General features: G+C 59.2%; 23 protein-coding genes. All 23 read left to right on the top strand.

Annotation, left to right across the window (positions count from 1 at the left end):
* Nucleotides 1–257, top strand: a 257-nt coding sequence (locus EEB11_RS16945; protein ID WP_494338052.1) for an EF-Tu C-terminal domain-related protein, incomplete at its 5' end; no start/stop codon positions are given.
* A gap of 145 nt (nt 258–402) precedes the next feature.
* Entirely contained in the window at nt 403–711 is a 309-nt protein-coding gene (gene rpsJ, locus EEB11_RS16940; protein WP_023666234.1) for a 30S ribosomal protein S10, read from the top strand.
* 14 nt (nt 712–725) lie between these two features.
* Entirely contained in the window at nt 726–1,607 is an 882-nt protein-coding gene (gene rplC / locus EEB11_RS16935; protein WP_135433377.1) for a 50S ribosomal protein L3, read from the top strand.
* Nucleotides 1,604–2,224 carry a 50S ribosomal protein L4 gene (gene rplD, locus EEB11_RS16930; protein WP_135433375.1) on the top strand — a complete coding sequence of 207 codons (621 nt, stop codon included), beginning with the start codon at nt 1,604–1,606 and terminating at the stop codon, nt 2,222–2,224. Before rplC ends, rplD begins: the two co-directional genes overlap by 4 nt.
* Complete coding sequence (locus tag EEB11_RS16925; protein WP_135433373.1) at nt 2,221–2,517, top strand: 50S ribosomal protein L23; 297 nt, start codon at nt 2,221–2,223, stop codon at nt 2,515–2,517. Before rplD ends, EEB11_RS16925 begins: the two co-directional genes overlap by 4 nt.
* A gap of 184 nt (nt 2,518–2,701) precedes the next feature.
* Entirely contained in the window at nt 2,702–3,541 is an 840-nt protein-coding gene (rplB, locus tag EEB11_RS16920; RefSeq protein ID WP_100195929.1) for a 50S ribosomal protein L2, read from the top strand.
* A 3-nt stretch (nt 3,542–3,544) separates the two neighbouring features.
* A complete protein-coding gene (gene rpsS / locus EEB11_RS16915) occupies nt 3,545–3,823 on the top strand; it encodes a 30S ribosomal protein S19 (RefSeq protein WP_103334345.1) in 279 nt (92 codons plus the stop codon).
* Between the two features lie 3 nt (nt 3,824–3,826).
* Complete coding sequence (rplV, locus tag EEB11_RS16910; RefSeq protein WP_135433371.1) at nt 3,827–4,207, top strand: 50S ribosomal protein L22; 381 nt, start codon at nt 3,827–3,829, stop codon at nt 4,205–4,207.
* On the top strand, nt 4,207–4,923 hold the full coding sequence (gene rpsC / locus EEB11_RS16905; protein WP_135433369.1) for a 30S ribosomal protein S3: 717 nt from the start codon (nt 4,207–4,209) through the stop codon (nt 4,921–4,923). Before rplV ends, rpsC begins: the two co-directional genes overlap by 1 nt.
* Nucleotides 4,924–4,937: 14 nt before the next feature.
* Nucleotides 4,938–5,351, top strand: a complete 414-nt coding sequence (gene rplP / locus EEB11_RS16900; RefSeq protein WP_103334348.1) for a 50S ribosomal protein L16 — start codon at nt 4,938–4,940, stop codon at nt 5,349–5,351.
* Nucleotides 5,352–5,580: 229 nt separating this feature from the next.
* Nucleotides 5,581–5,781 carry a 50S ribosomal protein L29 gene (rpmC, locus tag EEB11_RS16895; protein ID WP_103334351.1) on the top strand — a complete coding sequence of 67 codons (201 nt, stop codon included), beginning with the start codon at nt 5,581–5,583 and terminating at the stop codon, nt 5,779–5,781.
* An 11-nt stretch (nt 5,782–5,792) separates the two neighbouring features.
* Complete coding sequence (gene rpsQ, locus EEB11_RS16890) at nt 5,793–6,026, top strand: 30S ribosomal protein S17 (protein WP_135433367.1); 234 nt, start codon at nt 5,793–5,795, stop codon at nt 6,024–6,026.
* Nucleotides 6,027–6,107: 81 nt separating this feature from the next.
* Nucleotides 6,108–6,476 (top strand): 50S ribosomal protein L14, encoded by a 369-nt coding sequence (gene rplN, locus EEB11_RS16885; RefSeq protein WP_013066055.1) that lies wholly within the window; start codon nt 6,108–6,110, stop codon nt 6,474–6,476.
* Nucleotides 6,476–6,781, top strand: a complete 306-nt coding sequence (gene rplX, locus EEB11_RS16880; RefSeq protein WP_135433365.1) for a 50S ribosomal protein L24 — start codon at nt 6,476–6,478, stop codon at nt 6,779–6,781. The genes rplN and rplX overlap by 1 nt, the downstream gene beginning before the upstream one ends.
* Nucleotides 6,781–7,341 carry a 50S ribosomal protein L5 gene (rplE, locus tag EEB11_RS16875; RefSeq protein WP_135433363.1) on the top strand — a complete coding sequence of 187 codons (561 nt, stop codon included), beginning with the start codon at nt 6,781–6,783 and terminating at the stop codon, nt 7,339–7,341. The genes rplX and rplE overlap by 1 nt, the downstream gene beginning before the upstream one ends.
* An 18-nt stretch (nt 7,342–7,359) precedes the next feature.
* Entirely contained in the window at nt 7,360–7,665 is a 306-nt protein-coding gene (gene rpsN / locus EEB11_RS16870) for a 30S ribosomal protein S14 (protein WP_135433361.1), read from the top strand.
* 12 nt (nt 7,666–7,677) lie between these two features.
* Nucleotides 7,678–8,076: a 30S ribosomal protein S8 gene (gene rpsH, locus EEB11_RS16865; protein ID WP_100195939.1), complete on the top strand. Its 399-nt coding sequence runs from the start codon at nt 7,678–7,680 to the stop codon at nt 8,074–8,076.
* 10 nt (nt 8,077–8,086) lie between these two features.
* Nucleotides 8,087–8,620: a 50S ribosomal protein L6 gene (rplF, locus tag EEB11_RS16860; RefSeq protein WP_135433359.1), complete on the top strand. Its 534-nt coding sequence runs from the start codon at nt 8,087–8,089 to the stop codon at nt 8,618–8,620.
* A gap of 10 nt (nt 8,621–8,630) precedes the next feature.
* Complete coding sequence (rplR, locus tag EEB11_RS16855; protein ID WP_103334357.1) at nt 8,631–8,990, top strand: 50S ribosomal protein L18; 360 nt, start codon at nt 8,631–8,633, stop codon at nt 8,988–8,990.
* Nucleotides 8,991–9,001: 11 nt separating this feature from the next.
* Entirely contained in the window at nt 9,002–9,571 is a 570-nt protein-coding gene (gene rpsE / locus EEB11_RS16850) for a 30S ribosomal protein S5 (RefSeq protein ID WP_103334358.1), read from the top strand.
* Between the two features lie 2 nt (nt 9,572–9,573).
* Nucleotides 9,574–9,771, top strand: coding sequence for a 50S ribosomal protein L30 (rpmD, locus tag EEB11_RS16845; RefSeq protein ID WP_103334359.1), 198 nt, complete (start codon nt 9,574–9,576; stop codon nt 9,769–9,771).
* Nucleotides 9,772–10,116: 345 nt separating this feature from the next.
* On the top strand, nt 10,117–10,503 hold the full coding sequence (locus tag EEB11_RS16840) for an ectoine synthase (protein ID WP_135433358.1): 387 nt from the start codon (nt 10,117–10,119) through the stop codon (nt 10,501–10,503).
* A 240-nt stretch (nt 10,504–10,743) separates the two neighbouring features.
* The gene (gene rplO / locus EEB11_RS16835; protein WP_135433356.1) at nt 10,744–11,214 is read left to right on the top strand and encodes a 50S ribosomal protein L15; all 471 of its coding nucleotides are present in this window, start codon (nt 10,744–10,746) and stop codon (nt 11,212–11,214) included.
* Nucleotides 11,215–11,236: the final 22 nt, after the last annotated feature.

Raw genomic sequence — 11,236 nt, 5'->3', positions numbered from 1 at the left:
ATATCCTGACCAAGGAAGAAGGCGGCCGTCACACGCCGTTCTTTGCGAACTACCGTCCGCAGTTCTACTTCCGCACGACCGACGTGACCGGCATGGTCCAGCTGCCCGAAGGCACCGAGATGGTGATGCCGGGTGACAACCTGAAGTTCAACGTCGAACTGATCGCCCCGATCGCGATGGAAGAAAAGCTGCGCTTCGCCATCCGCGAAGGCGGCCGCACCGTCGGCGCAGGCGTGGTCTCGAAAATCCTCGCCTGAGGCTGCGCGAATCGCCTTTCCAATGGCGGTATGACAGTATAACGAAACGCGGCGCGCCCAATGTTTGGGCGCGCTGCAGACCATCCACAAATGTGAACCTATGGGCCGGGCATGTTGCCCCGTCTACGTTCCGAAGGAACAAGAAATGCAAGGTCAGACCATTCGCATTCGCCTGAAAGCCTTCGATTACCGCGTGCTGGACGCCAGCACCCAGGAAATCGTCAACACGGCCAAACGCACAGGCGCACAGGTTCGCGGGCCGATCCCGCTGCCGAACAAGATCGAGAAATTCACCGTTCTCCGTGGTCCGCACATCGACAAGAAGTCGCGCGACCAGTGGGAAATCCGCACGCACAAGCGTCTTCTTGATATCGTCGATCCAACCCCGCAGACCGTGGACGCGCTGATGAAGCTCGACCTGGCTGCCGGCGTTGACGTCGAAATCAAAGTATAAGGGGGCATAGAGAGATGCGCTCTGGTATTATTGCGAAGAAACTGGGCATGACCCGGTTGTTCCTGGAAGATGGCAAGCAGGTTCCGGTGACGGTTCTGCATATGGACAATCTGCAGGTTGTGGCTCAGCGGACCGCTGACAAGGATGGCTATACGGCTGTTCAGCTCGGTGCCGGTTCAGCCAAGGCCAAGCGGACCTCGGCCGCGATGCGCGGCCACTTCGCCAAGGCCTCGGTCGAACCGAAGCGGAAAGTGGCAGAGTTCCGGGTGACCGACGACTGCATGATCGACGTGGGTGAGGAAATCACTGCTGACCACTACTTCCCCGGTCAGTTCGTCGACATCGCCGGTACCTCGATCGGTAAGGGTTTTGCCGGTGCGATGAAGCGGCATAACTTTGGCGGTCTGCGGGCGTCGCACGGTGTGTCGGTGTCGCACCGTTCGCACGGGTCCACGGGCCAATGCCAGGACCCCGGCAAGGTGTTCAAGGGTAAGAAAATGGCGGGCCATCTGGGTGCCGTGCGCGTGACCACGCAGAACCTGCAGGTCATCCGCACCGATGCCGACCGTGGTCTGATCATGGTCAAGGGCGCTGTCCCCGGATCGAAAGGTGGCTGGGTCACGGTCAAGGATGCGGTGAAGAAGCCGGTTCCGGAGTCTGTGATTATCCCGGCAGCCCTGCGTTCCGCCGCCAAAGCCGCGCGTGAAGCCGCAGAGGCTGCAGCCGCAGCCGCGGCAGCAGAGGCCGCAGCAGCAGAAGAAGCCCGTCTGGCCGCTCAGGCTGCTGAACAGGAAGCTCTGGAGGCCAAGGCGCTTGAAGAGACGCTCCACGCAGGTGACGAACCTGCCGAGGGCGCTGATGAGGGCACCAAGAAGTCCGAAGGCGGTGAAGCATGAAACTCGATGTCCTGAAACTCGACGGCGGCAAGGCCGGTTCGGTCGATTTGAACGATGACCTGTTCGGTCTGGACCCGCGCGCAGACATTCTGCATCGCGTGGTGCGCTGGCAGCGGGCTAAAGCCCAGGCTGGCACACACTCGACGCTGACCCGCGCTGAAGTGTCCTATTCGACCAAGAAGATCTACCGCCAGAAGGGCACCGGTGGCGCACGTCACGGCTCCCGCAAGGCGCCGATCTTCCGCAAGGGTGGTGTCGTCAAGGGCCCAACCCCGCGCAGCCACGCCCATGATCTGCCGAAAAAGGTTCGCGCCTTGGGTCTGCGTCACGCGCTGTCGGCGAAGGCCAAGGCGGGTGAGCTGATCATCCTGGACACGCTGGTGATGGCGGAAGCCAAAACCGCGATCCTGGCGAAACAGGCGAAGGAACTCGGCTGGAAGCGCGTGCTGATCATCGACGGTGTGGCTGTGGATCAGGGCTTCGCTCTGGCCGCACGCAACATCGAAGGGATCGACGTTCTGCCGACGATGGGCGCCAACGTCTATGACATCCTGAAGCGGGATCAGCTTGTGATCACCAAGGCAGGACTCGAAGCATTGGAGGCTCGTCTGAAATGAGCGCGAAACCCCAGCACTACGATCTGATCAAGAAGCCGATCATCACCGAGAAAGCCACCATGGCTTCGGAGCATGGCGCAGTTGTGTTTCAGGTTGCGATGGACGCAACCAAGCCGATGATCAAGGAAGCCATCGAGGCTGTCTTTGGCGTCAAGGTGAAGGCGGTCAACACCACCATCACCAAGGGCAAGACCAAGCGTTTCAAGGGTCGTCCCGGCGTCCGGTCCGACAAGAAAAAGGCCTATGTTACGCTCGAAGAGGGTAACACTATCGACGTCTCGACAGGCCTCTGATAAAAGCCAGCGAATCTTGCGGTCCCGGTTTTCCGGGGCCGCGGATTTTTTGCCAAATCGGTTGGGGGTTTCCACACCGATCATACCACCGGGGACCTTCGGGGCCCTATAAACCGGGGACCTTCGGGGCCCTATAATTCGGGTCCACACCATTGGACCCTCTAGCTGACGGAAGACAGAAAGCATGGCACTCAAGTCGTACAAACCGACGACGCCTGGCCAACGCGGGTTGGTTCTGATCGACCGTTCGGAGCTGTGGAAAGGACGCCCGGTCAAGGGCCTTGTAGAAGGCTTGACCAAGACGGGTGGACGGAACAACACCGGACGTATCACGATGTGGCACAAGGGCGGCGGCGCAAAGCGTCTGTACCGCATTGTGGATTTCAAGCGTCGTAAATTCGATATTGCAGCGGTCGTCGAGCGGATCGAATACGATCCGAACCGCACCGCCTTCATCGCCCTCGTGAAATACGCAGACGGCGAACTTTCCTACATCCTGGCACCTCAGCGTCTGGCAGTTGGCGACAGCGTTATCGCTGGTGCCAAGACCGACGTGAAGCCGGGCAACGCCATGCCGTTTTCGGGTATGCCGATCGGTACCATCGTCCACAACGTCGAGATGAAGCCCGGCAAGGGCGGTCAGATCGCACGCGCCGCTGGCACCTATGCCCAGTTCGTCGGCCGTGACGGTGGCTATGCCCAGATCCGCCTGTCCTCGGGCGAACTGCGTCTGGTGCGTCAGGAATGCATGGCGACCATCGGTGCCGTGTCAAACGCCGACCATTCCAACCAGAACCTCGGCAAGGCTGGCCGCAAGCGCCACATGGGCGTGCGTCCGACCGTTCGTGGTGTGGCCATGAACCCGATCGACCACCCGCACGGTGGTGGTGAAGGCCGGACCTCTGGTGGTCGTCACCCGGTTACACCATGGGGCAAGGGCACCAAGGGCAACCGCACCCGGTCGAACAAAGAGACGGACAAATACATCCTCCGCTCGCGTCACGCCAAGAAAAAGGGCCGCTAATCCATGTCACGTTCTATTTGGAAAGGCCCGTTCGTCGATGGCTATGTCCTGAAAAAGGCAGAAAAGTCGCGCGAGTCGGGCAAAAGCGAAGTGATCAAGATCTGGTCGCGTCGTTCCACCATCCTGCCGCAGTTTGTCGGTCTGACGTTTGGGGTCTACAATGGTCACAAGCACATTCCGGTGGCGATCACCGAAGAAATGATCGGCCAGAAGTTCGGTGAATATTCGCCGACGCGGACCTATTACGGTCACGCCGCCGACAAAAAAGCCAAGAGGAAGTAAGCCATGAGCAAGGAAAAGAATCCGCGCCGCGTGGCGGACAACGAGGCAATGGCGATCAGCCGGATGCTGCGCACCTCGCCGCAAAAGCTCAACCTGGTTGCCGGCCTGATCCGTGGCAAAAAGGTTGAAAAGGCGCTTGCAGACCTGACCTTCTCGAAACGCCGCATCGCGGCCGATGTGAAGAAGTGCCTGCAGTCTGCGATTGCCAATGCCGAGAACAACCACGGTCTGGACGTTGACAGCCTGGTGGTTGCCGAAGCCTGGTGTGGCAAGAACCTTGTGATGAAGCGTGGCCGTCCGCGGGCACGGGGCCGGTTCGGCAAGATCATGAAGCCGTTCTCTGAAATCACCATCAAGGTTCGTCAGTCCGGGGAGTCGGCATAATGGGACAGAAGGTTAATCCAATCGGGATGCGCCTCCAGGTCAACCGCACCTGGGACAGCCGCTGGTTTGCCGAGTCGAAAGACTATGGCAACTTGCTGCTGGAAGACCTGCGCATGCGTGAATTCATTCACGAAGAGGCCAAGCAGGCCGGCATCAGCAAGGTGATCATCGAACGCCCGCACAAAAAGTGCCGGGTCACGATCCACGCGGCACGTCCGGGTGTGATCATCGGCAAAAAAGGCGCCGATATCGAAACGCTACGCAAGAAATTGACAGCGTTCACGAAGTCGGAACTACACCTGAACATCGTCGAAGTCCGCAAGCCGGAACTCGACGCGCAACTGGTGGCCGAGTCGATTGCGCAGCAGATGGAGCGTCGGGTATCCTTCCGTCGCGCCATGAAGCGTGGCGTGCAAAGCGCCATGCGGATCGGTGCGCTTGGCATCCGTGTGAACGTGGCCGGCCGCCTGGGCGGCGCGGAAATCGCTCGGACCGAATGGTACCGCGAAGGCCGTGTGCCGCTGCACACGCTGCGCGCCGACATTGACTATGCCCTGTCCGAAGCAACGACCCCTTACGGGATCATCGGTGTGAAGGTCTGGATCTTCAAAGGCGAAATCCTTGAGCATGATCCGCAAGCGCATGACCGCCGTCACGCAGAAGCACAGGAAGGCGCAGCACCGCGTCAACCTCGTCGCGACCGCGAACGCGCGTAAGGGAGTATTGAAAGATGCTGCAACCAAAACGGACCAAGTTCCGCAAACAGCACAAGGGCCGTATTCACGGTGAAGCCAAGGGCGGCTTCCTTTTGAACTTTGGCTCTTATGCATTGAAAGCGACCGAGCCAGAGCGTGTGACCGCACGCCAGATCGAAGCGGCCCGCCGCGCGATCACCCGCCACATGAAGCGTCAGGGCCGGGTCTGGATCCGGATTTTCCCGGATGTTCCGGTCTCGTCCAAGCCTACCGAAGTGCGGATGGGTAAAGGCAAGGGTTCGGTCGATTACTGGGCAGCCAAGGTGAAACCTGGCCGCATCATGTTCGAGATCGACGGCGTGTCGGACGTTATTGCTCGTGAGGCCCTGCGCCTTGGCGCGATGAAGCTTCCGGTCCTCACCCGCGTGGTCGCCCGCGAAGACTGGTAAGGCCGCGCCGCGAGGCGATGCTGTCAACACTACAAGGCCCCTGTCGGAAACGGCGGGGGCTTTTCCATTGGGGGGCTTATTGTGCTTGCTATCCTCTGCCCCCCCCTGTAGTGAAACCCATCCTGCGGTTTCCGGGCGACTCGGAATCGCTGGTTTTGTATTATCCACCGGGTTCAAGGTCACCCTGCATCTGCCGGGGCCTTCTGGTGATTGAGAAAAGGAACACGGCATGAAAGCCGACGAACTCCGGGGCAAGTCCCCCGATCAGCTGCGCGACCAGCTCGTTGCACTGAAGAAGGAAGCCTTCAACCTGCGCTTCCAGGCCGCAACGAACCAGCTTGAGAACACCGCGCGCATGCGCGTCGTCCGTCGTGACGCAGCACGCGTGCTGACCATTCTCAACCAAAAAGCCGCCGAAGCGGCGAAGTAAGAGGTCATATCATGCCCAAGCGTATCCTTTCAGGCGTCGTGACCTCGGACAAGAACGAACAGACCATCACGGTTCTGGTCGAGCGTCGCTTCAAGCACCCGCTGCTGCAAAAGACTGTGCGTAAATCCAAAAAGTATCGCGCACATGATGCAGAGAACAAGTTCAAGATTGGCGATGCCGTCCGTATCGAGGAATGTGCGCCGATTTCGAAAACCAAGCGTTGGACGGTGGTTGTTTCGGCATAAGGCCGGCAGCAAACGTCCTGCGATAATCGAAACCCTGGGGCGTCATCTGCATGACAGTCTCCAAAGGTCGGGAGAAACCAAATGATCCAGATGCAGACCAATCTGGATGTTGCTGATAACTCCGGCGCTCGCCGAGTTCAGTGCATCAAGGTTCTGGGCGGTTCACACCGCCGCTATGCATCCGTGGGCGACATCATCGTGGTGTCGGTCAAGGAAGCTATTCCAAAAGGCCGTGTCAAAAAGGGCGACGTGCGTAAAGCCGTTGTCGTGCGCACCGCCAAAGAGGTTCGTCGTGAAGACGGCACCGCCATCCGTTTTGACCGCAACGCCGCTGTCATCCTGAACAACCAGGGTGAGCCAGTGGGCACGCGTATCTTCGGGCCGGTCGTGCGGGAACTGCGCGCCAAGAACTTCATGAAGATCATCTCGCTGGCTCCGGAGGTGCTCTGATGGCTGCGAAACTCAAAAAGGGTGACACCGTCATCGTGCTGACCGGCAAGGACAAGGGCAAGCAGGGCGAAATCGCCTCGGTGAACCCGACTGCCCACAAAGCCGTCGTCGAGAACATCAACGTCGCCATCCGCCACACCAAGCAATCTGCTGGGTCGCAAGGCGGTCGTGTTGCCAAGTCCATGCCGATCGACCTGTCGAACCTGGCGATCGTGGACAAGAACGGCAAACCCACGCGCGTCGGCTTCCGCATGGATGGCGACAAGAAGGTGCGTTTTGCCAAGACGACGGGGGATGCAATCTGATGTTAGACCAAGCCACATACACCCCGCGCCTGAAAGGCGAATACGGTTCCAAGATTCGCGCTGCGATGAAGGAAGAATTCGCGTACAAGAACGACATGCAGATCCCGCGTCTGGACAAGATTGTCCTGAACATGGGCGTAGGCGAAGCGGTCAAGGACACCAAGAAGGTGAAACAGGCCGCTGAAGAGCTGTCGCTGATCGCCGGTCAGAAGGCTGTCATCACCCATGCCAAGAAGTCGATTGCCGGCTTCCGCGTGCGGGAACTGATGCCGCTGGGCTGCAAGGTAACGCTGCGCGGCGACAAGATGTACGAATTTCTGGACCGTCTGATCAACGTGGCCCTGCCGCGCGTCCGTGACTTTCGTGGCGTCAAAGGCTCGTCGTTCGACGGCCGTGGCAACTATGCCATGGGCCTGAAAGAACACATCGTGTTCCCGGAAATCAACTTCGATAAAGTTGATGAAGTTCTGGGTATGGACATCATCATCTGCACGAACGCGAAAACCGATGCGGAAGCCAAGTCGCTGTTGAAGCATTTCAACATGCCCTTCACGTCGTAAGCGCGAGGAACCAGAGTTATGGCAAAAAAATCCATGGTGAACCGCGAAGTGAAGCGCGCCAAACTTGTGAAGCAATATGCTTCGCGGCGTGCAGCACTCAAGACGGTGATCGAAGACCAATCCAAGCCGATGGAAGAGCGCTTCGGCGCAACCCTGAAGCTGGCACAACTGCCCCGCAATTCGTCTGCTGTCCGGTTGCACAACCGCTGCCAGCTGACGGGTCGCCCGCATGCTTACTATCGTAAGCTGAAACTGTCGCGGATCATGCTGCGTGAACTGGCCTCGTTTGGTCAGATCCCGGGCATGGTCAAGTCCAGCTGGTAAGGGAGAGCAGATATGCCTGTGAATGATCCTATCGGCGATATGCTGACCCGCATCCGCAACTCTCAGATGCGCGGCAAATCCACTGTCTCGACGCCGGCGTCCACGCTGCGCGGCCGGGTTCTGGATGTGCTGCTGTCGGAAGGTTACATCCGCGGTTACGAAAAGAACCCGACCGACAACGGTCAGGGCGAATTCGTGATCTCGCTCAAGTACTACGAAGGAACCCCTGTGATCCGCGAAATCAAGCGCGTATCCAAGCCGGGCCGCCGTGTGTACATGGGCGTCAAGGACATCCCGTCGGTCCGCAATGGCCTGGGTGTCTCGATTGTGTCGACGCCGAAAGGCGTCATGTCCGATGCAGCTGCACGCTCCGCCAATGTTGGCGGCGAAGTGCTCTGCACCGTATTCTGAGGAGGGTGCAATGTCTCGTATCGGCAAGAAACCCGTCTCTCTGGTCAAAGGCGTCTCGGCGTCGGTGTCCGGCCAGACTGTCGAAGTGAAGGGGCCGAAAGGCACCCGCAGCTTTACTGCAACCGACGATGTCACGATCACTGTCGAAGGCGAAGAAATCAGGGTGACGCCGCGCGGCGCCTCGAAGCGCGCGCGTCAGCAGTGGGGCATGGCACGGTCGATGGTCGACAACCTGGTTCAGGGCGTCTCGACCGGCTTCAAGAAAGAGCTTGAGATTCAGGGCGTTGGTTACCGTGCTGCGGTCGCTGGCAATGTTCTGAAGCTGTCGCTCGGCTATAGCCATGAGGTCAACTTCGCCGTTCCGGCTGGCGTGACTGTCACGTCTCCGAAGCAGACCGAAATCGTTGTGGAAGGGATCGACCAGCAGCTTGTTGGCCAGGTCGCCGCGAACATCCGCGAATGGCGCAAGCCCGAGCCGTACAAGGGCAAGGGCATCCGCTATAAGGGTGAGTTCATCTTCCGCAAAGAAGGTAAGAAGAAGTAAGGGTGGCAAAATGGCTTTGAACAAAAGAGAGCTGTTCCTCAAGCGCCGCCTGCGCGTCCGGAACAAAATCAAGGCGATGTCGAACGGGCGCCTGCGCCTGTCCGTGCATCGGTCGTCCAAGAACATCAGCGTCCAGTTGATCGACGACGTGAAAGGCGTGACCGTTGCGTCTGCCTCCACGCTGGAGAAAGATCTGGGTCTGATCGGCAAGAACAACGTCGAGGCTGCGGCCAAAATCGGCGCTGCGATTGCAGAGCGGGCGAAGAAGGCCGGGGTTGAAGAAGTGTTCTTCGATCGTGGTGGTTTCCTCTTTCACGGTAAGATCAAGGCTTTGGCCGACGCTGCCCGTGAAGGCGGCCTGAAGTTCTGAGGAGTTTGGATATGGCAGAACGTGAAAATCGGGGCCGCGGCGGAGATCGTCGTCAGGACTCCCGTGAGGAAACGCCCGAATTCGCTGACCGTCTGGTCGCGATCAACCGTGTTTCGAAAACCGTCAAGGGCGGCAAGCGCTTTGGCTTTGCAGCACTTGTTGTGGTCGGCGACCAGCGTGGTCGCGTCGGCTTCGGCAAGGGCAAGGCCAAGGAAGTGCCGGAGGCAATCCGCAAGGCAACGGAACAGGCCAAGCGCCAGATGATCCGTGTGCCGCTGAAGGACAGCCGCACCCTGCACCACGACATGGAAGGCCGTCACGGCGCCGGAAAAGTCGTGATGCGCACCGCCGTTGCGGGCACCGGCATCATCGCCGGTGGTCCGATGCGCGCCGTGTTCGAGATGCTGGGGATCCAGGACGTTGTTGCGAAGTCAATCGGCTCGCAGAACCCCTACAACATGATCCGTGCCACCATCGACGGTCTGAAAGCAGAGACCTCGCCCCGCCAGGTTGCTGCACGTCGCGGCAAGAAGGTGGCCGAGATCCTGAAGAAGCCCGAAGCTGAAGTGCAGGAGGCCTGATCATGACCGAAGCAAAGAAAACCATCGTCGTGCAGCAGGTGGCATCCGCCGCCCGCCGCCCGGCCATTCAGACTGCGACCCTGAAGGGTCTGGGCCTGAACAAGATGAACCGCACCCGCGAGCTGGAAGATACGCCTTCCGTGCGCGGCATGGTCAACAAGATCTCGCATCTTGTGAAGATCATCGAAGAGCGCGGATAAGGTATGGCGGGTTAGCCCGCCGTGCCTATTCAAATGCGCCCCGTGGGAAACCACGGGGCGTTTTCTTAAGGTGATGTGCTGAATGTTTGTTAACGCTTGTTCATATTCGTTAATATTTAAGTCTGGGTCCTTTCGTGCGTCTTTTTATGTCGACACTTGTCTTTATCAGCTTGGCCAGTTTCGGTCTGCAAGCACAGGCCCATGGCGGCGGCTGCCGTAAAAGCTCGCCCCCTGGGCAGTGCTGCCACATGGACAACTCTCAAGGCCGGGTGCATTGCCACTGACGCCTTGACGTAAGGCCGCTTGCGACAGCACCATTGGGTATCCACCGCACCAGAGGTCCCCATGATTGTCCGCTCTCTCGCTTCCATCCTCGACACCGCCGCCCACGTGAAAGGTGATAGCTTTGAAAGTCGCCGGATTTTGCTAGCGGCGGATGGGCTTGGCTATTCCTTGCATGATACGATTTGCAAGGAAGGAACCCAGCAGGTGCTGCATTATAAAAACCACATCGAGACCAATTACGTCATCGAAGGCGAGGGCGAGGTGCAGAATGTGGTGACCAACGAAGTGTTCTCCCTGACCCCCGGTACGGTCTATGTGCTGGACCGGCACGAAGAACACATCCTGCGGGCACAGCGGGGCAATATGCGGATCATCTGCGTCTTTACTCCCGCCCTGACCGGAGAGGAAAAGCACGACGCCGACGGCAGCTATCCGGCGGCGGGGTAGGGGCAATGAGTGGCGGGAATACTCCCGCTCTACGCATGGCTTAGCACTCAACACGCCCTTATCTGGAAGTGGGGTAGGGCGGGGTTAACCCCGCCATCCGGCACTTGCCAATGCACTTGCCTACCACCGCCACAGCCACTATACGCCTTCAGTGACCAACATGGTCACAGAATCAACAAGAAATGCTGTGTTGTCCCCTCCCGTCGCAGGCGGGGATGTTCCGGCGATGGAGAGTGCGACATGAAATTGAATGAACTTCGTGACAATGACGGCGCGAACAAGAAGCAAAAGCGCGTTGCCCGTGGCCCCGGTTCGGGCAAGGGCAAGACCGCTGGCCGTGGTATCAAGGGCCAGAAATCGCGTTCGGGCGTCGCCATCGGCGGCTACGAAGGCGGCCAGATGCCGCTGTACCGCCGCCTGCCAAAGCGCGGCTTCACCAAGCCGAACCGCAAGGAATATGCGGTCATCAACCTGGGCCTGATCGAGAAATTCGTTGAGGCCGGCAAGCTTGACACAAAGCTTGACCTGACCGAAGACATGCTGGTGGCTGCTGGCCTGACCAACCACAAGCGCGACGGCATCCGCATCCTGAACAAGGGCGAGATCAAATCGGCTGTCAAACTGGTGGTGTCTGGCGCATCCGCTGCGGCTGTTGAGGCCATCAAGGCAGCTGGCGGGTCGATCACGCTTCCGGCTGGCGCGGCTGAGTAAGCCATTTCGGGCCAATTGGGTG

Origin of the sequence: Pseudotabrizicola sediminis (genome assembly GCF_004745575.1) — a bacterium.
Lineage (GTDB): Bacteria > Pseudomonadota > Alphaproteobacteria > Rhodobacterales > Rhodobacteraceae > Pseudotabrizicola > Pseudotabrizicola sediminis.
Note: the sequence above shows the minus strand (reverse complement) of the source record. Positions and strands in the feature narration are given on the sequence as shown.

What these genes read in the sequence shown, in the direction of transcription:
- rpsJ (WP_023666234.1), top strand. Translation starts at nt 403, where the DNA reads ATGCAAGGTCAGACCATTCGCATTCGCCTGAAAGCCTTCGATTACCGC.
- rplC (WP_135433377.1), top strand. Translation starts at nt 726, where the DNA reads ATGCGCTCTGGTATTATTGCGAAGAAACTGGGCATGACCCGGTTGTTC.
- rplD (WP_135433375.1), top strand. Translation starts at nt 1,604, where the DNA reads ATGAAACTCGATGTCCTGAAACTCGACGGCGGCAAGGCCGGTTCGGTC.
- EEB11_RS16925 (WP_135433373.1), top strand. Translation starts at nt 2,221, where the DNA reads ATGAGCGCGAAACCCCAGCACTACGATCTGATCAAGAAGCCGATCATC.
- rplB (WP_100195929.1), top strand. Translation starts at nt 2,702, where the DNA reads ATGGCACTCAAGTCGTACAAACCGACGACGCCTGGCCAACGCGGGTTG.
- rpsS (WP_103334345.1), top strand. Translation starts at nt 3,545, where the DNA reads ATGTCACGTTCTATTTGGAAAGGCCCGTTCGTCGATGGCTATGTCCTG.
- rplV (WP_135433371.1), top strand. Translation starts at nt 3,827, where the DNA reads ATGAGCAAGGAAAAGAATCCGCGCCGCGTGGCGGACAACGAGGCAATG.
- rpsC (WP_135433369.1), top strand. Translation starts at nt 4,207, where the DNA reads ATGGGACAGAAGGTTAATCCAATCGGGATGCGCCTCCAGGTCAACCGC.
- rplP (WP_103334348.1), top strand. Translation starts at nt 4,938, where the DNA reads ATGCTGCAACCAAAACGGACCAAGTTCCGCAAACAGCACAAGGGCCGT.
- rpmC (WP_103334351.1), top strand. Translation starts at nt 5,581, where the DNA reads ATGAAAGCCGACGAACTCCGGGGCAAGTCCCCCGATCAGCTGCGCGAC.
- rpsQ (WP_135433367.1), top strand. Translation starts at nt 5,793, where the DNA reads ATGCCCAAGCGTATCCTTTCAGGCGTCGTGACCTCGGACAAGAACGAA.
- rplN (WP_013066055.1), top strand. Translation starts at nt 6,108, where the DNA reads ATGATCCAGATGCAGACCAATCTGGATGTTGCTGATAACTCCGGCGCT.
- rplX (WP_135433365.1), top strand. Translation starts at nt 6,476, where the DNA reads ATGGCTGCGAAACTCAAAAAGGGTGACACCGTCATCGTGCTGACCGGC.
- rplE (WP_135433363.1), top strand. Translation starts at nt 6,781, where the DNA reads ATGTTAGACCAAGCCACATACACCCCGCGCCTGAAAGGCGAATACGGT.
- rpsN (WP_135433361.1), top strand. Translation starts at nt 7,360, where the DNA reads ATGGCAAAAAAATCCATGGTGAACCGCGAAGTGAAGCGCGCCAAACTT.
- rpsH (WP_100195939.1), top strand. Translation starts at nt 7,678, where the DNA reads ATGCCTGTGAATGATCCTATCGGCGATATGCTGACCCGCATCCGCAAC.
- rplF (WP_135433359.1), top strand. Translation starts at nt 8,087, where the DNA reads ATGTCTCGTATCGGCAAGAAACCCGTCTCTCTGGTCAAAGGCGTCTCG.
- rplR (WP_103334357.1), top strand. Translation starts at nt 8,631, where the DNA reads ATGGCTTTGAACAAAAGAGAGCTGTTCCTCAAGCGCCGCCTGCGCGTC.
- rpsE (WP_103334358.1), top strand. Translation starts at nt 9,002, where the DNA reads ATGGCAGAACGTGAAAATCGGGGCCGCGGCGGAGATCGTCGTCAGGAC.
- rpmD (WP_103334359.1), top strand. Translation starts at nt 9,574, where the DNA reads ATGACCGAAGCAAAGAAAACCATCGTCGTGCAGCAGGTGGCATCCGCC.
- EEB11_RS16840 (WP_135433358.1), top strand. Translation starts at nt 10,117, where the DNA reads ATGATTGTCCGCTCTCTCGCTTCCATCCTCGACACCGCCGCCCACGTG.
- rplO (WP_135433356.1), top strand. Translation starts at nt 10,744, where the DNA reads ATGAAATTGAATGAACTTCGTGACAATGACGGCGCGAACAAGAAGCAA.